This is a genomic window from Rhizobium sp. L43, assembly GCF_002531725.1.
Lineage (GTDB): Bacteria > Pseudomonadota > Alphaproteobacteria > Rhizobiales > Rhizobiaceae > Rhizobium.
The window spans coordinates 1-20,766 of sequence record NZ_NWSQ01000041.1 but is presented as its reverse complement, the minus strand read 5'-3'; the positions used below and the strand labels follow the sequence as shown (position 1 = coordinate 20,766).

The window sequence follows — 20,766 nt, the reverse complement described above, 5'->3', positions numbered from 1 at the left end:
GCGAGGCGGATGGGGCCGGATCATCTTCCGCTCGTCGGCATTGAGGTCGCGGCACCGGCCGCAGCCATGCTCGGCGCCGCGCGTGCGCTCGGGATCCTGCTGATCTTCCCGATCTTCTCGCTGTTTAGCATCGTCGGCATTCTGCGTTTCGGCCTGGCAATCGGCCTTTCGGCGCCCTCCGTCGCCTTCGCCTATTCGGTGCTGGCTCTCGGAGATACGTCCTGGTTCGATCTGGCCGCCCTTTCGATGAAGGAGCTTTGCTTCGGGGCGCTGATCGGCATGGGGCTCGGCATTCCCTTCTGGGCGGCCCAGACGGCGGGCGATATGACCGATGTCTATCGCGGCGCCAATGCCGCCAATCTCTTCGACCAGATCAACGCGCTGGAAACCGCGCCGCTCGGCTCGCTGATGATGTCGATCGCCCTGGTGATTTTCGTCAGTGCCGGCGGCATCATCGATCTGGTCACGATCTTCTATAAGTCGTTCGAGCTCTGGCCGCTCTTCAACCTCATGCCCACTATCCCCGACGATCCGCTCGACATGATATCAGGCGTTTTCGGCCGGCTGTTCAAAGCGGCCGGGTTACTCGCCGCCCCGTTCATGATCGTCACCTGCGCGTTTGAATTGTCGCTCGCCTTCGTCGGCCGCTCGTCCAAACAATTCCCGCTGAACGACAGCCTGCCGGCCATCAAGAACTTCGCGGTCATGGTCATCCTCGTGATCTACACGGCCTTCATCTCCAGCTATTTCCACGATCTCTGGATCGATGGATTCAACGAGGCGAAAGCCATGCTGGAGGTGACCGATGGCCAAAAATGACGATACCGAGGAAAAAACCCTGCCGCCGAGCCGGGTGAAGCTCGATCGTCTTCGGCGCGAGGGCCAGGTTCCCCGCTCGAAGGAAATCCCGGTTGCGATCTCCGTCCTTGCCATCGCCGTCTACGTCACCTGGGGCTTGCCTGATATCCTCGAGGATTTCACCCGCAGTTTCGATGCCGGCCTACACTCCGCCGCGCGGGCCGACCCCTCCGACGCCGTCACTGTCGGCTTGAGCGAAACCGGCGTGGCGCTGCTCGATCTCATCTGGCTGCCGCTTGCCATGGGTCTTGCCGCAACCATCCTGGTCGCGATCCTCGACGGGCAGGGGTTTCTCGTATCGTTCAAACATATGAGCTTCGATTTTAACCGGCTCAATCCGTTCGAGGGCATCAAGAGGCTTTTTTCGCTCGCGAGCATCGCTGAGTTCGTCAAGGGGCTCGTCAAGTTTGTCCTGCTCGCGGCGGCCGGCGGCGGTGCGATCCTCTATTTTCTCAACAGCATCTTCTGGTCGCCTCTTTGCAGAGAAGCATGCACGCTCTCCGCGGCAGCCCATCTCCTCGGCTCGATCCTCGTCATTGCCGCCGGCATCATGGTAGCGGCGGCGTTTTTCGATATTCGCATTTCGCGCGCGCTGTTCAGGCACGAACACCGGATGACCAGGACGGAGGCGCGGCGCGAATACAAGGATACTCAGGGCGACCCGAAGCTGAAATCGGCGCGCCGGCAGATCGGCGCGGAAATGCGTAGCAGCTCGCCGCGCAGGCAAGGGCCTGGCCGGCAATGAAAAAGCGGGAGCCTAAGGCGCCCGCTTGGTCTCAATTTGCGGTTCCAGTCGTCGGGCGTCTCAAACGCCCGATTGATTGTCACCCACACGCGTACAATTCTTCACATCGTCCAGCGTGATCTGGGACAGGAACGTCGCGCCGGCAAGCGAGCTGTCGGTGCGGAAGACGTTGCTGCCGTTGGAGAACGCCCCGCCATCGATGGTGACGTCGCCGGCGCTTTTTACCGTCAGCGCATCCTCGCCGACATTCTGCCAATTGACGTTTTCGAGCGTCGGGCCGCCATAGACGTGAATGCCGTCGGTGCCATTCTCGCCGAGATTGACATTCTTGAGCGTCGCGCCGTTCTTGAAAATGAACAGCGGCGATTGGGTTTCGGACTGGCCGCCATTGCCGAGCTTGGACGAGGCCGTATAGGTCGCCCCCTTGCCGTCGAACACGCCTCCATCTACGACGATCGGCTCATTGACCACGATGACGCTGCCCTCTTTCGAGAGGTCGGGCTTTTCCGTCGTGGCCTGTTTTTCGTCGGATGGATCCACCTTCTTGGAGTCTGACTGCCAGTTGATGTGCTTGCGCAGCACATCCTTGGGGTCGGACTCAGTGCCGTTTTCCGACGTTTCCCGCGACTTCGGCACATAGGAAGTTAGCAACGGCGGGTTGCCGGAGAAATCTTCGAAGGGCGAAACCTTGCGGGTTCGGATGGCGGTGAAATCCGTGTCGGCCCTATTGCTGCCGCCAAGGCAACCGGACTCAAGGTCGAAACGGGACGTTCTGTCGAAGTCGATGGGCCTTTGTCCATCTACGCCACACATTGCATTCACCCCAGTTGGTCTCGTCTACTTCACCTGCTCTATGAGCCTGGCCTCTGTTTGGAGCCGGCAGCGTTCCGGATTTGCCCGATCTCTCCGACGGTTTCGATCGTTATATCCCTGTCGATCTCCGCCGCCGCCAGCACCGGAATGCGGCAGTTGTGGTGGATCATCAGCGTCTGGGTGAGCAGGCGCCATTCGCCCGGCACGATGATGACGGGATCGTAACCCCGCTCGTTGGTGTCCTCGAGAGCCTGCCTGGCTTTTTCGGCCAGCAGGCGCAGTCTTTCGGCTATCTCGATCTTCTCGGTCGCTCCAGCGGCATCATAGGACCGGATGAAGTGGTCCCATTCGGCCGGAAGCACCAGCGCCGGCAGCAATCCGCGCCGGTCGAGAAGCCCGAAGGCGATCTGCTTGACCAGCGCGGCGCGCGCCATTTCGGCCACGGCATCCGGTGCGTGATCGGTGCCGGCGTGCAGCATCACTTCCAGCAGTCCGCGCGGCTGGGAAAGCGTCACGCCGGAATCCAGCAGGCGCCTGACGACCGCGACCGTCAGCATCAGCGGCACCTGGGTGGCGACGTCGATCGCCAGTTTGCCGAGACGCGGTTCGAGGCTCCCCAGCCATTGTGCCGCGTCGTCGACGCTGAACAGGGCGCCGATATGGCGGCGGACGATGCGCACGATGTCGTCGGCAATCTGTTCGGCCGTCCGTTCAGGACCGCAGTTGACGAGGCCGGCGGGCACATTTTCCACCTGAAGATGGATCAGATCCTCGGCCATGCGGGGATCGGCGTTGAACGTCGGCACCGTCACGGAGACGCCGACGGCGCGCGCCGCCAGGCGAATCCGCGCGTCCAGCATTTCGCCGAGCCGCATCGCCTCAAGCCGCGCCAGCGTTTCCACCGCGACGGTGGCGATGACGGGATCGCCATATTTCGCCCTGTCGAGCGGATAGGAATTGGCGCTTTCCACGGCATTCGCCGATCCGGCCGCGGCAGGGCCCGCGCGCCGGCGATGAATCATGAAGGCTAGGCCCGCCAGACACAGGCCGATCGCGGCGAGCACGCTCGTCGGAAATCCCGGGACGAAGCCCGCGCAGATCGTCAGCGCCGCCGCAATCGCCAATGCGCGGGGCTCCCGGAAGAGTTCGCGGCCGATATCGCTGCCGAGACTGCCGTTGCCGTCATCGGACACGCGGGTCACGACGATACCGGCCGAGACTGCCATCAGAATCGACGGAATCTGCGACACCAGACCGTCGCCGATCGACAGCAGCGTATAGAGATGGGCAGCCTCGGCGAAGCTCAGCCCCTTCTGGAAGATACCGATCGCCAGGCCGCCTATGAGATTGACGGCGACGATCACCAATCCTGCGACCGCATCGCCCTTGACGAAGCGCATGGCGCCGTCCATCGCGCCGAAGAACTGGCTCTCCTGTTCGAGACGCGACCGGCGCTTTTGCGCAGCTTCCGTGGTGATATGGCCGTTGCGCAGGTCGCTGTCGATGGCGAGCTGCTTGCCCGGCATGGCATCGAGCGTGAAACGCGCGCCGACCTCTGCGATACGCTCGGCGCCCTTCGTCACCACGATGAACTGCACCAGCGCCACGATCAGAAAAATGATCAGGCCGACGACGACATTTCCCGCAACGACGAAATCGCCGAAGGCCATGATGATCTCGCCGGCATCGGCATCCGCCAGCACGAGCCGCGTCGAGGAAATCGTCAAGGCCAGGCGGAACAGCGTGCCGATCAGAATGACCGCGGGAAAGGTCGAGATTTCAAGCACGCTCTTCAGATAGGTCGTGGTGATCAGCACCACGAAAGCGAAGGAGAGATTGAAGGCGATCAGCACGTCCAGAACGATTGTCGGAAGCGGCAGCACCATCATCGTCACGACGGAGGCGAAAAACACCGCAAGCAGCATATCGGTGCGCCGCGCAAGCATGGCGATGGCGGATGACCTTACCTTCATGATCCGGCTTCCGACGCCATCGCCTATTCTTGTTCGCTGCTGGAAATTTCGGCGAGCTTCGGCTCGGCACTGCCGGCGGAGGCGAAATTGACCGTATCGTCCTCACTGTCGCGGGAAACGATCATCTGGTCGTTGCCGATCTCCTTGATCCGCCAGCCGCTCGCAACGACATCGCCTTCCTCGTAGCGGCGGCCGTCGGAGCCGATGATGAACCTGACTGGCGTATAGCCGGCGGCGGCGACGAAGCCGTCGAGACCGGAAGAGAGGGCGGTGAGATCGACGATGGAAACGGAACCACCGCGCCGGCTCATCGAGGCGATGATGCTACGCAGCTTCGTCTTGTCAGGCAGGCCGAGAGGTCGCGATCCTTCGCCGATGCGAATTTCGTCGGCGGTGGCGACGATGCTAAGATCTTGGGGAATCTGAGCCATACGAATGGCCTGGCGGATTTCGGCAGCGATCGCCGCCGATGACGGCGCCGGTTCGGGTGCGGCGGAAACCCTGACGGGCGGGCCTTCGTGAGCCGGCGCGTCGCTGTTGTAAAGGCCGACCAGCAAAAGCATCGCCGCCAGCCCGAGAAGGCCGGCAGCCGCAATCCGGCGTGGCGCGAACCGCCCGCGCCCGGCGCCGAGACCTTCGAGTTCGCAGGCCGTGCCGTCGAAGGAGATGGTCTGCCTCTTTGTAAGGCTCATCGTTCGATCACGCGGGATGGAATGACCATCGATCACCACGTCATCCCGCAGCGCGGTAAACGACACCGCGTCGGAGCCGCGGGAGCGCTGCAGACTGATGGCAAAGGCGGGTTCCGGTTTGGCGCCGAGGATGATCAGGTCGCAATCGGCGCTGCCGCCGACAACCTGCCGCTCCGCCGTCAACGGCAGAATGGAGCTGCGCCCGGCGCGCGTGATACGCAAGACCGGTCCGCCGCGGCCTGACGCAGCGTTGCCGGCGTTACCTCTGAATGTCGGCGAAGAGGGATCTAGATTCATAGCCATCTTGTTCCCGAACCGTCCGTCGAGCGGCTTTTATTGTCTTCGAGAGCGGGGAAGCGAGACGGGCGAACCCGTCGCGCCATTGTTTCAATCAGCCTGGGCCGATCTTCTTGATGGCGTTTGCGACGCCGTTGATCTTGGTGATTTCAGTTGCAACCTGCAGGCTCTGCGCGGTCGCTTCGTTCTGGGCCGACTTGAAGGCGGAAATCGCCGAGCCGATACCCGCATCGAGTGTCGAAGTACTAGTGCTGGTAGCCATGTCTTGAACTCCTTGCATGGTTTTGGCGGCCAAAATCTTGCAGAATTCCGGATCGAATTCAACAGCTTATGTTAAAAAGTTATTAATTCGCGATATGTACAACAATTGCGCGAAATGGATATCCGTCCTGTTCCCAGCGGACCGATGATCTGCAACAGTAGATCAGATAATTATTAACAGACTGGATTTCGCAGCCCCCTGATTTCCTTCGTTCATTAGTTGTCGGGCGGCATCCGGATCGTGAGGTAAACTCAGATGTTTGCGCGTTTTGTTTACATGGCCGCTATCGGACTGCTGGTCTCCTTTCCTCCATCAGCCGGCGCCGGCGAGCGGGAGGTGCGCCTGGATGTCGTCTCCCTGCCGCTTGGCGATGTCGTCCAGACGCTGTCCTTCATGTCTGGCATCCCGGTCACGACAGTCGGGACGCTGAGCGGCAAGGTCGAGCACTGGTCCGTCCGAGAAAGCGGAGCCAAGGCCTTCGTCAAGCTTGGCGATGCCAGCAATCTCTTCGTCGCCTATGACGGCAGCCGCATCATCATCGCGCCTAAGCAGGAGGTCTCCACCGTTGTCCTCGATCGCGGCGACCGCAGCTGGAAGACCGAGCAAAACGCCATTCGCGCGCTGTTCCCGCTACTGCCGGACGATGCACTGCGTGAAGATCCCGCCAGCGGCTTGGTGCTGGTGCGCGGCCCCTCCGTCTTCACCAAGGCCGTCGAAGACGTGCTGAGCCGGCAGGAAGCCGACAGCATCAAGGTCATCAAGGGCGGCCAGCTGGAAATCCTGACGACGAACAACGGTGCCTGAGCGGCTGATATGAAGGCGCTGAAGTCTCTCAGGCAGTTACTGGAGATCCGCAGCCTGCGGGCGGACAATCTTTCCCGCAGCCTCTCCGAGGCGCGGGCGGACGCCGAAAACGCGCGGGAGCGGGAAGCGAAAGCCTCCGAAGCGCTCGACATGGCAGCAAGCCGGGCCGCAGGCAATCCTATCGTCGACGAATTGCGCAAGAGCGGCGTTATCTCCGCCGCCAAGCTTCAGGACGCGTTGATGCGACAATCCGTATTGCGCAGCCATGAAGCCGATGCCGGCCGATCGCTTGCGCAGCGCAAAGACGCCCGGTGCGCCGCGCAAGAGCGGGCAGAACAAGCCGCCGCCGATTTTTCGCGAGCACAGAAGGCGGTATTGCGCGCCGAATTTTCGCTTGAAGCAGCGGAGAAAGTCGACCGGTAGAGAGCTAAGAACCAGCAGATGAACCAACCGCCTTGGCAGCGAACCAGCGTAACCACTGTCCTGATGCAACGTTCCGCGTCATCGCTTGATCATTGATGTTCAGCCTCAGCTTGAAATTAGTGCTCACGTTACGAATGCGAAACCTACCCGGGCTCCCCTCTTGTTCAGCAATGGCTGGATGGTGAACTTCGAGCGCATCACGATACGGAGTTGATCCGCGGCGTCGACCGGCCGTAATGGCTCCGCAGCTGGTGTCTTAAGCCAGGGTCCGAGTACGGCACGCTCATTCCAGCGCGTTTCCTCCGAGCGCCATCTGTTTTTCTCCCGCCAAGCCTGTTTGCTCATCGTAGCTAGGAACTGCTCAACGGCCATGCCAATGATAACGCCCTCAAACAGCGCGGCGATTAGCAGTTCAGGAATTTCGAAGTCTGCAATGGCTATACCGCCCGAAGCGCCTACTGCGGCAGCCCCGATGATCAGCCGAGGTGCTGCTCACAGCACCAACCTTTGGCCATATTGCATGCCCCTCTCCGGATTTCCCGCCACGATAGTACAACGCGCGTACCATATCCAAAAAAATGAGGCCTCGACCGCATGAAGCTTCCCCCGAGAAACCGATATTGGCTCTAGAGGACAGTCGACATCCGCTTCCGCTCAGGACGTTCCTACGTCGTGGCACGGCGCGATTTCGAGGCCAGCGCTCCGGCTTGTTGCTATGGAGCTCACGTTTTGGACGAAGATCGCATAATGGATCGTCGGGGACGGCGTGATCGCGCTGCTTGTGGGGTCGATTCGGATCCAGCCGGTGGGATTCGGGTGGCGGAAGCGCTCGCGCACTGAGAGCCTGCGCAATCGACAAAGCTAAGCACCTTCGCGGGCCGAAGGAACCTGTCTTAAGGAACGGGCGGGCCCGGCATTTCTCGCCTCGGTGGAGGTGGCGAATATCCGCCAGTTAGGTTCCTATTGCGGCGCGCATATCGCGCTTGTGAAATGCAATTAGCGGAGGCACGGAGACTTCCGGTTTCAACGGCGATTTTAGACGGGAAGCCGTCATGCTTGACGAGCAAGAAAAATATGCATTAGGCCTTGCTTGACAGAAGGGCAGCTCCGGTCTTTCATGGCGGCATTCACCAGGGGGGCCCGGCAAGGGGCTGAGATACTGCTGAACAATAAGGTGTTGCTTGTTGTGGCGCAGTGACCCGTTGAACCTGATCCAGTTCATACTGGCGTAGGGACGGTGCAAGCGCTCCAAGGCTTCGGATTCACGCGTGGAATCCATGCCGGCGTCTTTTCATCATTCCGGCTGACTGGGTCTCCAACTTTCAATTTGGAGCCTCAAACTATGACATTGCCGCAAAAAACTTCACCCCAACCGTCACCACCGGCCCGCTGCCAGTGTCGCGGAAGATCCATACCGGGAGTTATCCACAGTCATGTCCGCGTGCCGATGCGCGGAATCAGCGTCCATCCGACCGCCGGCGAGCCGCCTTTCGTCGTCTATGATTCCTCCCATCCCGACACCGCCCGCAGCTACCGTGACGAGACCTTGCCGAAGGAAGCGCACAAGGTGGCGCATTTCTGCTCGATGCGCATATCGCACAACATCCGCGCCGAGGCGCAGAAGGAGGGGCTGGACGCGATGGCGGCGAAATACCGACAGGGCGGCGAACTTTACATGTCGGTCGTAGAGGCCGCTAAAATACCGATTGGAGGATGACCATGCGCGTTCTTGTCAAGGGGGCCGGCGTTGCCGGCCTCACCGTGGCCTGGCAGCTTTATCGCCAAGGCTTCCGCGTCACCCTTACGGAGCTGGCCGACAAGGTCGGGGGCGGCGCCTCCGGCCTTGCCGGCGGCATGCTCGCCCCGTGGTGCGAACGGGAAAGTGCGGAGGAACCGGTGCTGACGCTCGGTCGTAATGCCGCCGATTGGTGGGAGGCAGCATTGCCCGGCCACGTCAAACGCCGAGGAACGCTGGTGGTCGCGGGTGGGCGAGATACCGCCGAGCTGGACCGCTTTTCCCGCCGCACAAGCGGATGGGAATGGCTGGACGAGGCGGCGATCGCAGCTCTGGAGCCTGATCTCGCCGGCCGCTTCCGCAGGGCGTTGTTCTTCCGGCAGGAAGCGCACCTCGATCCACGGCAGGCGCTCTCGGGACTTGCGGCAGGACTGGAGAACGCCCGCGTGCTTCTCGTGTTCGGCGTCACGGGCAATGCGAACGTTGCCCATTATGACCGGGTGATCGACTGCACCGGTGCCGCCCAGATTGGCCAACTGCCCGAATTGCGTGGTGTTCGAGGCGAGATGCTCTGCGTCGAAACGCGCGAGGTCAGCCTTTCTCGCCCCGTCCGCCTGCTGCATCCGCGCCACCCGATCTATATCGTGCCGCGCGAAAAGAACTGCTTCATGGTCGGTGCGACGATGATCGAAAGTGACGATGCGGGGCCGATTACCGCGCGTTCGCTGATGGAGTTGCTGAATGCTGCCTATGCGATGCATCCCGCCTTCGGCGAGGCACGCGTCACGGAAACAGGCGCAGGCGTGCGGCCCGCTTATCCCGATAATCTACCGCGCGTGACGCAGGAGAAACACACCCTCCATGTCAACGGCCTCTATCGCCATGGCTTTTTGCTGGCGCCGGCCATGGCCGGAGAGGTGGCGCGGCTTCTTCTAACAGAACAAACGGAAAGGAGGGCGCCATGACCTTCATCATCAATGGCGAGGAACAACAGGTCGCGGCCGCGACGCTCGCAGATCTGCTTCTCGCTCTGGACTACGAAGGCGGGTGGCTCGCAACCGCGGTGAACGGCGAACTGGTACACCGCGAGGATCGCGTCGATTTCATGCTTGGCGAGCGCGACCGCATTGAAATTCTCTCACCGATGCAAGGAGGCTAAGATGCTGAAACTTTACAGCGTCGAGGTCCATTCCCGGCTGCTGCTTGGCACCGCCCGCTACCCGTCTCCGGCCGTGCTTGCGGAAGCAGTGAGACGATCGAAGACCGAAATTGTAACTGTTTCGCTTCGGCGCGAGGCCGTCGGCGGCAAGGCGGGCGGCGCCTTCTTTGAGCTGATCCGCGAGCTTGATGTGCGCGTGCTTCCCAACACGGCCGGATGCCACAGCGTGCAGGAGGCTGTGCTGACGGCGAAGATGGCGCGCGATGTTTTCCGCACCGACTGGATCAAGCTCGAAGTGATCGGCCATCACGATACGCTGCAGCCCGATGTTTTCGGCCTCGTCGAGGCGGCACGCATCCTGACCGGCGAGGGCTTTCACGTCTTCCCCTATACGACCGACGATCTTGTCGTCGCCGAAAGGCTGCTGGACGCCGGCTGCCGCGTCCTGATGCCTTGGTGCGCGCCGATCGGCTCTGCCATGGGAGCGGTGAACCCGATGGCGCTGCGGGCATTCCGAGCACATTTTCCGGATGTGCCGCTCATCGTTGATGCCGGCATCGGCCGCCCATCTCATGCCGCCGCCGTCATGGAATACGGCTATGATGCCGTTCTTCTGAACACCGCCGTTGCCGGCGCGGGTGATCCCGCCGCCATGGCCGAGGCCTTCGCGTTTGCCATCAATGCCGGCCGCATCGCGCATGGCGCCGTGCCGCTGGAGCCGCGCGACATGGCCGTTCCTTCCACTCCCGTCATCGGAAAGGCCGTCTTTTCATGAAGCTCGATCCCTTCTATCTCATCGTCGACAGCGCCAACTGGGTCGAGCGTCTCGTGCCGCTCGGCGTCAAACTCGTCCAGCTGCGCATCAAGGACCAGCCAGAGCCGGTGCTTCGCGAGGAGATCCGGCGTGCGAAAGCCGCCTGCGCGGCAGCGGACTGCCGATTGATCGTCAACGATTACTGGAAGCTCGCGATCGATGAGGGATGCGATTTCATCCATCTCGGGCAGGAGGATCTGGCGGCAGCCGATCTGGCTGCAATCGGCCGCGCCGGCCTGAAGCTCGGCCTTTCCACGCACGACATGGCGGAACTAGAGACGGCGCTGGCCGCCCGTCCGGATTACGTGGCATTCGGACCGGTCTGGCCCACGGTGCTCAAAGAGATGAGATGGACGCCACAAGGCGTCGAACGCATTGCGAACTGGCGGCGGCGTGTCGGGCCGATGCCGCTCGTTGCCATCGGCGGGATCACCGCCGAGCGCGCGCCGCTGGTACTGGAAAACGGCGCCGATACCGCTGCCGTGGTCACCGATATCACCCGCAACCCCGATCCCGAAGCCCGCACACGACAGTGGCTGGCCGCGACCGCGCCTTGGCGGTCCGTGACTGAGAGGCCGCACCTGGGCTCTCTACAATGAAAAGGCAACAATAAAGAGGACCAAAAGGCGGATGCGTCAGGGGCTCGCGACCACCGCTCGCTGGTTCAGACGCTGACTGAGGCACCATCGGAAGGTTACTATCGGACACCCGATCTTTGCAACGCAACGATGCCGCAATTTGGTTCAGTGATCGGGCTGGCCGAGGGCGGGTCGAAACTTTGGAGTAAGGCTCTCTTCATAGAGTTAGCGCTCGCTGCAAATCATCGTGCTCGAACGCACTAGCCATACGGTTGATCTCGGCTGACTGCGCACCGACCGCCTTTGCGGTCTCGCGCCACCTTGCTGTGGAGGTCGCGACTTCCTTAATGATCGCGCGAGCCTGGGCGAGCGTGAGCGCGAAGAACCCGGCAGTTTCTTCCAGCAGATCAAGGGAGCAGGTGCCCTCATCAAGATCTATGTTGGTCGTCAGGACGCGCGCCCTGACGTCAGTAGGCACTGGATTGAGGTCATAGGCAGGGGACAACGACCAGCCGGCTTTGCCGAGCCACAGAAAGCCGTGATTTCTCAGGTGGTCATCGACGTTGGAAATCAGCACATTGAAGGCGACGCGGCGATAAAGCGCGTGCGCATCGGTCTTTCCCTGCGCGCCGTGTTCGGCCAAGGCGTCTACGATCTCCGGATAGCTTCCACGCTCGCCGTCCTTTGCGCCCATCATCGCCATCGCGGACAGGAAGGGGATCCGGACAGCACCATCACGGTCGAAGCGACGCGAGAGCATGACCTTCTTGCCGGCGACGTCGATGAGCTCGTGGAGGGGCGTGACAATGCCGGCTTGTTCAGCCAGTTGCAGAGCGACCTCTTCCCATGTCTCCATGCTGTAGTCGTCGGTTTCCTTAGGAAACTTGGCGATCGAGAGATGGCCATGTTGATCGATAACAGAAGCCTTCGGACGCGCTCCACCAAGCGAGGAGCCAGGCGCGAAGATAAGTTGGACGTCTTCGTCGGTTTCCTCATCGCGCAGAATACGTTCGGTGATCTGCAGTAGGCGGCCGAGCTCGATGAGGGCGGGAACGCCGGCACGGATCGGCGCCTGGAATTCCTCGTCGCCAACCCGGCGGAACCGGAGGGCGCCGAGCCGTGTCTCGTCGGCGACCCCAAGCAGATAGTCGCTTTCGGCCAGCGTACGAACGGCCCGGCCATCGCGCTCAGCCATGCGCCTTTCCGAGCGTTGCATGAGGCGTCGGCCCCACGTATCGGGTGCTGAGTCACCAATAGAGCCAAAGTTTGCGAGGCCGGCGGGTGGGGCGAACGCTCCCCGGCTCAGAGCTAGAGCGGGCTCCAGCGAGAAGCGGCCGGGGTCCTCTAGCCAGGCACGGTCATACTCAAACACGATCGTTTCGGCACCACGGACGCGATTGCTTCGCGCCAGTCCGATCGGACGGGTGTGACCGTGAAGGTCGAGATGAACTTCAAAATCAGCCATCGCGTGACGATCCCGGCGATCGCTTTGGGTGAGCGTGCTTGGGCAACTCCGCACTGGCCAAAGATTGGCCGACGCTGTCGTTACTGATGTCGGCGACTTGGCTCAGCCCAACTAGCAGGCCGAGTGCCTGGAGGACGCCTGCATAGATGCCGATGCTGACATTGGTGTCGCCGGCCTCGATCTTTTGAAGCGTTGAGCGTGAGGTGAAGGCACGTTCGGCTACTACCGCCATAGGCAGGCGGCGACGTCGACGTGCGTCGTGGATGTCTGCGCCCAGTTTGCGCAGCGCGCGCCGCACAGCGGCCGGAGGGTTATGAGGTGTAGGCATTTGTCACCTTCGCACTGCAGATAAGCCCAATATGTAGCACGAAGATGACAATTTTGCCAGAGGGATGGTCAGGTAGAAAAGCCGATTGTTTCGTCGAGCGCCACCCCGTCTGGTTCGTTTGCCGAGCAATCCTGCGAATAACTAGCGGTGTCCAATTCTCACCCTAAACTTCATCAGCAAGCAAGCAAGCAAGCAAGCAAGCGGGAAGTGAACCGTATCTTTGGCAACGTCAAAGATGGTGGAGTCGATATCGTTCGGCGTCCCGCTTGCCGCCAGGTCCCGCTTGTCCCTGATAAAGTTGCGAACGTTCGCATAAGGTACCAAAAACGCTCTTCCGGGCTGTGCAAAGCAAATGACCGGGAACAGCGAAAATCGCCTCAGCGGTCATGCCGAGCGGGCGCTGTTCCATGACGGTCCCTGCCATAGTCATCCTCTTGCCGGCGCCGGCGGAACCGGCCAGCTAGGTCGTGCCGGATGCGATGATTCCCCAGGTGCCGTGTTCTGGCGAATAGAGAGTGAACGCGGCCGATGCACGCCAGCAGCTTCAGATACACGCTGCCGAAGCGCCGAGGGGCTGGTTGTTGAAACGGTCTTTACAAACCTTGCAGCCGGTCGATCCGGTCGGCATCGGACCAGGCCCAGCCCAGAAAGGCCGTCTGACCTTCGTGAGCTTCTCCTTTGCCGGCTACGTCTAACAAGCGCCGTTCACTGTGGGAATTCATAGCATTGGTGAGCTGTTGTCGGCGTCGCGGCGGCCAATGCCGCATTCCATATGCCCGCGGCATTCCCCTCCAACGACGGCGCCAACTATCGAGGAGTGGAGCTTCGGCCAGTGATGCATGCGGGTTTCGGAGCCCATCGTCTCACGCACGAAGGAGATCATGTCTAAAGCCGGGATCCAGGGATCCAGGGAGCACTGGGACGCGCCGTTTAATCGCCAAGCAGCGAAGATCGGCCGGCTGCACCTCGCAAGCGCCCGGACATTGCGCCTAAGTGGCATTTGGTTGCTGACGTGGCCGGAGAGATGGGCTTCCGCCGCTGCACCGGTATGCCATTTCTTCAATGTTACATCTCCGTTACGATCCCCACCGCATCTTGTCCGGTTCACGACAATGCTGTCCTCGATTAATCCTTCATAGGCTAGCTAAGAGGCTGGAAAAATTACAGATTCCGTGTTCCGAAACTCACCGGAGGAGACTGGCATGAGTCTTGAACTCCCAGAACTAGGCGGCGAGCAATCCCCCTGGTGGAACGTGTCGCGTACGGTCGAAGTCTTTTGAATCTTGAAAGGGAAATACATGGCAGGTCTGCGTCAATTCGCACTCTACGGAAAGGGGGGTATCGGCAAGTTCACTGCCTCTCAAAATACTCCCACTGCCCTTGTCGACCTCGAGAAGCTGATTCCACCCGCCTAATCTAAATCCGAAAGCCCAGGACACGGTGTTAGACCTGGCGGCGAATAGGTCCGGTTGAGGATCTGGAGTTCGCGGAGAAACATACCGCCACTGAAATATCGAGACGGAAATCTCGCTTGTGAAGCGCTTTTCGTCAACCCCGCCGGCGCATGCCAGCCGCTTGCCGGTGTTGTTGCGGCCGCCCGGCTTCGAGGGGGCTATGTCTTTCGCCGGGCCAAGTTGCGTCCCGCCACAGGTCCCATTTGTCGCACCATTTTAAGGAAGGTGTTATCGGAGGCGGGTGTGGCCGTAGTTAAACCGCATCCAGCACTCAGGAGGATTTTAAGCTGATGTCAAACGTCACCCCTGTCCCCGACAATGCTCGATTAGATGAGAAAGACGCTCTCGGCACGCCTTTCGTTAAGTGTCTCTTGCGACTGATGCGTGCTCAAGACACCTTTGAATTGTGGCAAGAAAAATCGGACACCGATTTGGTCTGTGATTTCATCGTGACGAGGCAGCAGCGTAGGGCGATTCCTCTCATCGGGGGACCTGACCTGGAGGTGCAGTGGCGGCTTGAGATCTTCTATGCCGCTGTGGCACTTGCTATAGAGGAGCAGTCCGGACTGATCGCGTCACCGGTGTTGACTGTGAACCATGAGGGATTCGGTCGGATATTACTTACGGCTGGGCGGCTCGTCGTACTGTCGAAGACGCTCCGCGACGTGCATCGATTTGGCTTCGACAACCTGCGAAAGCTTGCCGAGGCGGGAACTGGCCTGGTCGATAATGGCTTAACAACAATTAAGACCTATTCAGATGTAGCGCGCGTTTGAGTGCGGTTGAAATGGCTCATATAGGGCGGAATTCTTCGCTAATCTGGCCAGCAATCAAAGCCGATCAAAGGGGACCTTACAGCTCTTGGCGCGGGGGGGCGACATGGAGGAGCCCGCATGACAGTGCGTTCACTACTCGTTACGGCTCCTCTTGGCTCCGGCGTATCTTACAAGCACTGATCAAGCGACGTGTATTGGCTGCTCAGCGCATTCGGCAATGGCGCTTCGTGCATTTGGCGGGCGAGGAACAGGCTGCTTTGGTTGACCAGCTCGTCGCGCATCTGCCGTTGAAGCTCTCGACATAAGCGTTTTGCATCTGCTTTCCCGGCGTGATGTCGTGCCACTCGACCTTTTGATCTTTCGACCGGGCAAGGGTGGCATTCGAGGTCTTGTCCGAGAGATCATTGCGAGTTTGCCGCGTCGTTCGATGAGGGTCGTCAGCTCTCGAGCGACGCGGCGACGCAAGATCAAGGTGTCCGGGATCGCCGCCAGGCATTCGCGCGTCACATCGTCGACGATGGTTGAGCACGCGAAACCGCCTTCCGCAAGCGAACTGGTCGTGAACGAAATCCAGCTACCAGCGGGCATCGGCTTTCGCTTCGACCAGGACCGGGGCGCGCGCGCCGACAGCATGCCGCCTGGCTTTCCGGTTGCGAACGAAAAGTCCTTCTTCGCAATAGAGAGGGTAGATGCGGTTGACCCCAGGCGGCTCTCCCTCCCGCCGAAGCAGGACGAACAGTCGCCGATAAACCATGACGTTCGCAACCGTTTTTCAACTTGGACAAAATCCCAGCTTCGAGCCGACATGGCCTACACGGATCAAGACCTTTGCGCCCGCCACAATCGAGCGTAAGGACCATCAGTTTTCAGCAGGTCAGCGTGCTTTCCCTCCTCGATGACCCGCCCCTTGTCCAGGACCACAATATTGTCCGCCCCACGAACGGTCCTCAACCGATGAGTGATGACTATGATGGTCTTCCCAGCGCGAGACAGATCCTCCACAACCCGCAGCACAAACTCTTCGGCTGCCGAGTCCAGGGAGGAGGTCGCTTCGTCAAGGATTAGAACGTCGGGATCCCGGTACAGGGCCCGAGCCAATGCGAGGCGCTGCTTCTCACCTCCGGAGAGGCGAACCCCGTTCTCGCCCAGATGGGCCTGGAACCGCCCGGGCCAGCGCTCGATGCACTCCCGCAGTCCTATTCGATCACAGATACGTACGATCTTATCGAACTCCGGTTCGAACTCGCCCAGGGCGATGTTCTCGATCACGGAACCAGAGAAGACGTCTATCGATTGCGGTACTGCAGCCATGACCTTGTGCAGTGATGCGCTCGAGAGGTCCTGGAGGGCATATCGGCCGATCCGAATGCATCCATCCTCAAGCTGGTAGACATTCTGCAGCAGAGCCGCAAGGGTGCTTTTGCCCGAGCCGCTCTCACCCACGACGGCCGTCAACTCTCCTTGGCGAAAGGAGACGCTTAGATCGCTGAAAACCTCCGCCTGCGCGCCATAGCGGAACGTGACGTTCTCCAGGCGAATATCTCCGAGATCGGTCTTCGTGGCATCGATGCCGCTGCTGCTTGCCGACTCCAGTTCAAAGATCTCGAAAAGTCTATCCGCCGCGATAAACGCGTCTTGAACGATCCGGTTGGTCTGGATCAGGCGGGTGACCGGCCGGGTGATATAGCCAAGCAACGTATAGCAGGACAGCAATTCGCCGGGCGTGACGGCCTGTTCGAGCGCAAGCGTGGTTCCAAACCACATCAGCACGATGGTGAACAGGACCGACAGGAACGTCGAGGCGTTGTCGCCGCAGATTGAGATCAGCCCGGAGCTGTAAACGGAATGCAGCATCTTTACGAAGCGGGTCTCCATTTTGAAGTTTGCGAAGCTCTCGACGCCGGAAGTCTTAATGGTGGAGACGGCTCCGAGTGATTCTACCAGTTGCGCCTCGAGTTTGGCGTCATTTTCCATGATGACACGTTGGAGATTTCTGTTCATCCGATTAATGGCCCAATATGCCAGGATGTACATTGGAATGGCGAGCGCCACGATCAAAGCAATATTCCAAGAATAGATGAACATCATCCCGAACGAGAACAGTATCATTAAAACGTCAACAAACATGTTTATCGAAACGTCGTTCAGGAAGCTCCTGATTTTCACAGCGTCGTTCATGCGCGACACGATTTCTCCCATGCGCATGCTGTCGAAGAACTTCTGAGGCAGGGCCAGGATGTGATTGTAATAGCCGAGGATCAAGCAGACGTCGATCTTCTGCCCCGTCTGCAGGACGAGTCGGCCTCTTAGGAGGTTGATCAGGATCTGTATCACTAGGATCAGCAGCATTGCGATGCTCATCAAGTTGAGCAGGTTGCGGTTTCCCGCTGGGATCACGTGATCAACGATCTTCTGAACGTAGATCGCCGTCGAGAGACTGAGGACGGTCGTCACCAGCGCGCCGGCGAGAGCCTGCGCCATCACCATGCGGTGTGGCGCGAGTAGGCGGGCGAAGCGGGCGAGGGGCGACGTGGTCTCGTCTCGGCGATTGAATGTGTCTGCCGGAACCAGCAGAACCAGGACGCCGGTCCATTGCTCCATGAATTCCTGATGCGGCACTTTGCAGATTTCGCCAAAGGCCGGGTCCATGACGATAACCCACTTGGCGTCGATCGCATGGACCACTACGAAATGGTGCAGGCCCTCCTTGACGACGTGCGCGATAGCGGGCTTAGGGATCTTGTACAAGCTGTCGAAGCCACCTTTGACGCCTTTCGCGATGAAGCCCAGCTTCTGCGCCGCCTCCGTGAGCCCCAGCACGCTCGTACCGGAGCGGTCGGTCGACGCATACTGGCGGATGCGCGCCAATGGCAACTTGTAGCCGTAGAAGGCTGCGACAGAAGCAAGGCTGGCGGCGCCGCAATCCGTGATGTCACGCTGCTTGAACTTAATGGCCTTACTCGACATGGAGGCTCGCTGACTGTTGGGACAATATTAGCGCCCCGCCAGCATCGGGTTGAGCCAATCGTCTGCCTCGTCGTAGAGCAGTTGCAGGAGAGTGCGATTGGCCAACAGAAAGCGAGCCCGCACGGTCATTCCTTTCTTCAGGTGGCCGATGGCCCCGCTCTTTAGCGCGAGATCGCTGCGAGAGAGCGCGCACTGGACCTTGAAGACCGGGTTCCCGTCATGCAGAGTGAAGTCCTGCGCCACCTCGAGCACCCTTGCTTTGATGACACCCCATTGGTTGTAGTTAAAGGCATCCACTTGGAGCCGCACCGGCTGACCAGCCTGCACAAAGCCAATGTCGTTGGGGGAGACGTAGATTTCCGCCACCAGATCGTCGTTCGGCGAGATCCAACCAACGGTTTGCCCGATCTGAACGTAGCTTCCGTGCGCGAGGCCGGAGAACTGCTCGAGAGCACCCGATACTGGGGCGCGGATGCGGTGCAGGTCCCGTTCGTGCTCGAGCTGATGCAAGGTGGCCGTGAGTTCCTTTAAGCGCAGGTTAGCATCAAGGAGCTTCTGGTTCCAATCAGCGGTTTTGCGTCGCACGAGGATCTCCCCTTGGACCTCGATATTTTGGAGAGCGAAAGCCTTCTCGTCAACGGCCTTCGCCGGCGCCGCAGCAGCCGAGACAAGTCGCTTTGCGCGGTCGAGTTCCGCCGCGGCGTTACTGCGCGCATATTGGTTCTCGCGCAGCAAGTTGAGAAAATGCACCCTTTCAGCCGTCGCGGATTCGGTTTGTAGGGGGGACGAGACGCTGATCCTTGCGCCGGAAGAAATCAGCGTTTGGAAGTCATGGGCAAGATCGCTCTTGGCATGAATGTCGGCTAAAACGCCGCTGAGCTTTTCCTCGATTACATGATCGTCAAAGGCGATTATTTCCTTCCCCTTAGCAACGAGATCGTTCTCAAAGGCAAGGACACGGGAGATGCGTCCGGAGACGGGCGCTATCAGGGGCGTCTTCTCCACGATCGGGCGAATAGTACCGGCACTCTGCATGGAGACCGGTATGGTGACGAGTGGCAGTGAGCCAAATGCCGCGACGACGAAGAGCAAGATCGCCCTATAAATGCTCAGGGATCGTCCTGATCGTCGCGACAGTATGCTTTCTGCGGTGCAGCTGGCCGTTTCAGCAGAAAGGGGAACTGCTAGTCTGTAGTCACTAGGAGCCATCGAGAGCCAGCTCGCTTTGTATCAACCAAACAAGTGCCCGTAACGTCGCAAAAACACGTAAACCCAAAAATACCAACCTCCGGAGGTTTCAGCTGCTTCTTGAGGGGTTAATTCAGTTACACGATAGGCTGCCATGTTGTTCATCATTGGTGTCTCCGTTCAGAGCTGGATTGAGAAGATGCCAAGGCCCCGTTGGGAGCTCCTAGCGGCGCGCAACAAAAAGGTTCAAGATTCGTGCCAATGCAGAAAGAGCGAAAAGCATCAGAAAACTGTTCTGCATGTTATACAATGGCTGCCCTAGATGTGAGCTTCCAATAGGTTGTCCATTCGATCCGGACCGGGAAAGCTGAGGTTGTCGAAGCTTCAGTGATTCTCGGGGGACCGAATGGACATCCATATGAATGCCCGCCTCACGCCGCTCAGTCGAGCGGTAATTGCGCACCGCGTGCTGATGGAAGGACAGCGACCGATGGCCGTCGCTGCGGCTTTCGGCGTCTGCGTGAAGACTGTCTATAAGTGGGTAAGACGCTATCGACGGGAGGGCGAGGCCGGTCTCAATGATCGCAGTTCCCGACCGCACCGCCTGTATCATCCGACCTCGCAGGCCACCGCCGCCCGGATCGAGACGTTACGCCGCCTGCGCATGACCGGCCAACACATCGCCAAGGAGACGGGTGTCTCGCCAGCCACAGTCAGCCGCATTCTCAAGCGCCTTGGCCTGAACAAGCTCAAGGCCTTGGCCCCGGCTGAGCCGGTGCGGCGCTACGAACGCGACCAGCCCGGCGAACTCATCCATATCGACATCAAGAAACTCGGCAAATTCAACCGAACCGGCCACCGCATCACCGGCGATCGCACGGGGCAGAGCAACAGCCGCGGCATCGGTTGGGAATACGTCCATCTGGCCATCGACGACCACTCACGCCTGGCCTATTTGGAAATATTACCCGACGAGACGCGACGCTCCTGTCTGCGCTTTCTCTTCAATGCTTTGCGCTTCTTCAAAGCCCATGGCGTCAAGGTCCAGCGCGTCATGACCGACAACGGCACAAGCTTCCGCTCCCATCGATACGCCAAGGCGCTGCGGCGGCTCAGCATCAAACACATCCGCACCAAACCCTATACGCCGAAGACAAATGGTAAGGCCGAACGCCTCGTCCAGACCGCACTGCGCGAATGGGCATATGCCAAGGCCTACGAAACCTCGCAGCAGCGCGCCGCCGACCTGCCGCTCTGGCTCCACCGTTACAATTGGCATCGCCCGCACGGCAGCCTACAATCCAAACCGCCCGTCAGTAGACTCGGCCTGATCAAGGACAACCTGTTGAGGCTCCACACCTAGAGCGCCGAGACATGCCAAAACGCACATCACGCTGTCGCAAGCACGACAAACTGCAGCGCGACAACCAAGATG

General features: G+C 60.1%; 20 protein-coding genes, 4 pseudogenes and 1 riboswitch. Of the genes and pseudogenes, 14 read left to right on the top strand and 10 right to left on the bottom strand.

What is annotated here, in order from left to right; all coding sequences use genetic code 11:
* Positions 1 to 9 precede the first annotated feature (9 nt).
* Positions 10 to 819 (top strand): flagellar biosynthetic protein FliR, encoded by an 810-nt coding sequence (locus CO667_RS31995; protein ID WP_096771914.1) that lies wholly within the window; start codon positions 10 to 12, stop codon positions 817 to 819.
* Positions 806 to 1,603 (top strand): EscU/YscU/HrcU family type III secretion system export apparatus switch protein, encoded by a 798-nt coding sequence (locus tag CO667_RS31990; protein ID WP_096771913.1) that lies wholly within the window; start codon positions 806 to 808, stop codon positions 1,601 to 1,603. The genes CO667_RS31995 and CO667_RS31990 overlap by 14 nt, the downstream gene beginning before the upstream one ends.
* Positions 1,604 to 1,663: 60 nt before the next feature.
* Here CO667_RS31990 and CO667_RS31985 read toward each other — a convergent pair whose 3' ends face one another.
* From CO667_RS31985 to CO667_RS35550, 4 genes are all read right to left on the bottom strand, one after another.
* Positions 1,664 to 2,416 (bottom strand): pectate lyase, encoded by a 753-nt coding sequence (locus CO667_RS31985; protein WP_096771912.1) that lies wholly within the window; start codon positions 2,414 to 2,416, stop codon positions 1,664 to 1,666.
* A gap of 38 nt (positions 2,417 to 2,454) precedes the next feature.
* Positions 2,455 to 4,389, bottom strand: coding sequence for a flagellar biosynthesis protein FlhA (locus CO667_RS31980; protein ID WP_096771911.1), 1,935 nt, complete (start codon positions 4,387 to 4,389; stop codon positions 2,455 to 2,457).
* Between the two features lie 23 nt (positions 4,390 to 4,412).
* Positions 4,413 to 5,303 (bottom strand): hypothetical protein, encoded by an 891-nt coding sequence (locus tag CO667_RS31975; protein ID WP_239621127.1) that lies wholly within the window; start codon positions 5,301 to 5,303, stop codon positions 4,413 to 4,415.
* Between the two features lie 169 nt (positions 5,304 to 5,472).
* Complete coding sequence (locus CO667_RS35550; RefSeq protein ID WP_007636000.1) at positions 5,473 to 5,640, bottom strand: hypothetical protein; 168 nt, start codon at positions 5,638 to 5,640, stop codon at positions 5,473 to 5,475.
* A gap of 255 nt (positions 5,641 to 5,895) precedes the next feature.
* Here CO667_RS35550 and CO667_RS31970 point away from each other — a divergent pair, with 255 nt between their 5' ends.
* The 7 genes and pseudogenes from CO667_RS31970 (at position 5,896) to CO667_RS31935 (ending at position 11,174) form a co-directional block, all read left to right on the top strand.
* Positions 5,896 to 6,444, top strand: coding sequence for a hypothetical protein (locus CO667_RS31970; protein ID WP_054186187.1), 549 nt, complete (start codon positions 5,896 to 5,898; stop codon positions 6,442 to 6,444).
* A gap of 9 nt (positions 6,445 to 6,453) precedes the next feature.
* Entirely contained in the window at positions 6,454 to 6,867 is a 414-nt protein-coding gene (locus CO667_RS31965) for a hypothetical protein (protein WP_054186188.1), read from the top strand.
* Between the two features lie 1,122 nt (positions 6,868 to 7,989).
* Positions 7,990 to 8,120, top strand: a riboswitch (TPP riboswitch).
* 260 nt (positions 8,121 to 8,380) lie between these two features.
* Positions 8,381 to 8,584: pseudogene (locus tag CO667_RS31955) on the top strand (phosphomethylpyrimidine synthase ThiC); the annotation flags it as partial.
* Between the two features lie 2 nt (positions 8,585 to 8,586).
* Complete coding sequence (gene thiO, locus CO667_RS31950; protein WP_007635991.1) at positions 8,587 to 9,567, top strand: glycine oxidase ThiO; 981 nt, start codon at positions 8,587 to 8,589, stop codon at positions 9,565 to 9,567.
* Positions 9,564 to 9,761, top strand: coding sequence for a sulfur carrier protein ThiS (gene thiS / locus CO667_RS31945; protein WP_007635990.1), 198 nt, complete (start codon positions 9,564 to 9,566; stop codon positions 9,759 to 9,761). The genes thiO and thiS overlap by 4 nt, the downstream gene beginning before the upstream one ends.
* 1 nt (position 9,762) lies before the next feature.
* Positions 9,763 to 10,536 carry a thiazole synthase gene (locus CO667_RS31940; RefSeq protein WP_096771908.1) on the top strand — a complete coding sequence of 258 codons (774 nt, stop codon included), beginning with the start codon at positions 9,763 to 9,765 and terminating at the stop codon, positions 10,534 to 10,536.
* Positions 10,533 to 11,174, top strand: coding sequence for a thiamine phosphate synthase (locus tag CO667_RS31935; RefSeq protein WP_096771907.1), 642 nt, complete (start codon positions 10,533 to 10,535; stop codon positions 11,172 to 11,174). Before CO667_RS31940 ends, CO667_RS31935 begins: the two co-directional genes overlap by 4 nt.
* Positions 11,175 to 11,370: 196 nt before the next feature.
* Here CO667_RS31935 and CO667_RS31930 read toward each other — a convergent pair whose 3' ends face one another.
* The gene (locus CO667_RS31930) at positions 11,371 to 12,618 is read right to left on the bottom strand and encodes a type II toxin-antitoxin system HipA family toxin (protein ID WP_096771906.1); all 1,248 of its coding nucleotides are present in this window, start codon (positions 12,616 to 12,618) and stop codon (positions 11,371 to 11,373) included.
* Positions 12,611 to 12,946: a helix-turn-helix transcriptional regulator gene (locus CO667_RS31925; RefSeq protein ID WP_007635986.1), complete on the bottom strand. Its 336-nt coding sequence runs from the start codon at positions 12,944 to 12,946 to the stop codon at positions 12,611 to 12,613. Before CO667_RS31925 ends, CO667_RS31930 begins: the two co-directional genes overlap by 8 nt.
* A gap of 515 nt (positions 12,947 to 13,461) precedes the next feature.
* Here CO667_RS31925 and CO667_RS35125 point away from each other — a divergent pair.
* From CO667_RS35125 to CO667_RS31905, 4 genes and pseudogenes are all read left to right on the top strand, one after another.
* Positions 13,462 to 13,641, top strand: a complete 180-nt coding sequence (locus tag CO667_RS35125) for a hypothetical protein (protein ID WP_096771904.1) — start codon at positions 13,462 to 13,464, stop codon at positions 13,639 to 13,641.
* Positions 13,642 to 14,244: 603 nt separating this feature from the next.
* Positions 14,245 to 14,429: pseudogene (gene nifH, locus CO667_RS31910) on the top strand (nitrogenase reductase); the annotation flags it as partial.
* A 25-nt stretch (positions 14,430 to 14,454) separates the two neighbouring features.
* A pseudogene (locus CO667_RS36070) lies at positions 14,455 to 14,624 on the top strand (nitrogenase molybdenum-iron protein subunit beta); the annotation flags it as partial.
* A 66-nt stretch (positions 14,625 to 14,690) separates the two neighbouring features.
* On the top strand, positions 14,691 to 15,176 hold the full coding sequence (locus CO667_RS31905; protein WP_007635973.1) for a NifX-associated nitrogen fixation protein: 486 nt from the start codon (positions 14,691 to 14,693) through the stop codon (positions 15,174 to 15,176).
* A 201-nt stretch (positions 15,177 to 15,377) separates the two neighbouring features.
* Here CO667_RS31905 and CO667_RS31900 read toward each other — a convergent pair.
* From CO667_RS31900 to CO667_RS36290, 4 genes and pseudogenes are all read right to left on the bottom strand, one after another.
* Positions 15,378 to 15,924, bottom strand: a pseudogene (locus CO667_RS31900) (integrase core domain-containing protein); the annotation flags it as partial.
* Positions 15,925 to 15,995: 71 nt separating this feature from the next.
* Positions 15,996 to 18,143: a peptidase domain-containing ABC transporter gene (locus tag CO667_RS31895; protein WP_096771902.1), complete on the bottom strand. Its 2,148-nt coding sequence runs from the start codon at positions 18,141 to 18,143 to the stop codon at positions 15,996 to 15,998.
* 27 nt (positions 18,144 to 18,170) lie between these two features.
* Positions 18,171 to 19,256 carry an HlyD family efflux transporter periplasmic adaptor subunit gene (locus CO667_RS31890; RefSeq protein WP_097622114.1) on the bottom strand — a complete coding sequence of 362 codons (1,086 nt, stop codon included), beginning with the start codon at positions 19,254 to 19,256 and terminating at the stop codon, positions 18,171 to 18,173.
* Between the two features lie 117 nt (positions 19,257 to 19,373).
* A complete protein-coding gene (locus CO667_RS36290) occupies positions 19,374 to 19,499 on the bottom strand; it encodes a hypothetical protein (protein ID WP_275593055.1) in 126 nt (41 codons plus the stop codon).
* Positions 19,500 to 19,737: 238 nt separating this feature from the next.
* Here CO667_RS36290 and CO667_RS31885 point away from each other — a divergent pair, with 238 nt between their 5' ends.
* Positions 19,738 to 20,694: an IS481 family transposase gene (locus tag CO667_RS31885; RefSeq protein ID WP_096771901.1), complete on the top strand. Its 957-nt coding sequence runs from the start codon at positions 19,738 to 19,740 to the stop codon at positions 20,692 to 20,694.
* Positions 20,695 to 20,766: the final 72 nt, after the last annotated feature.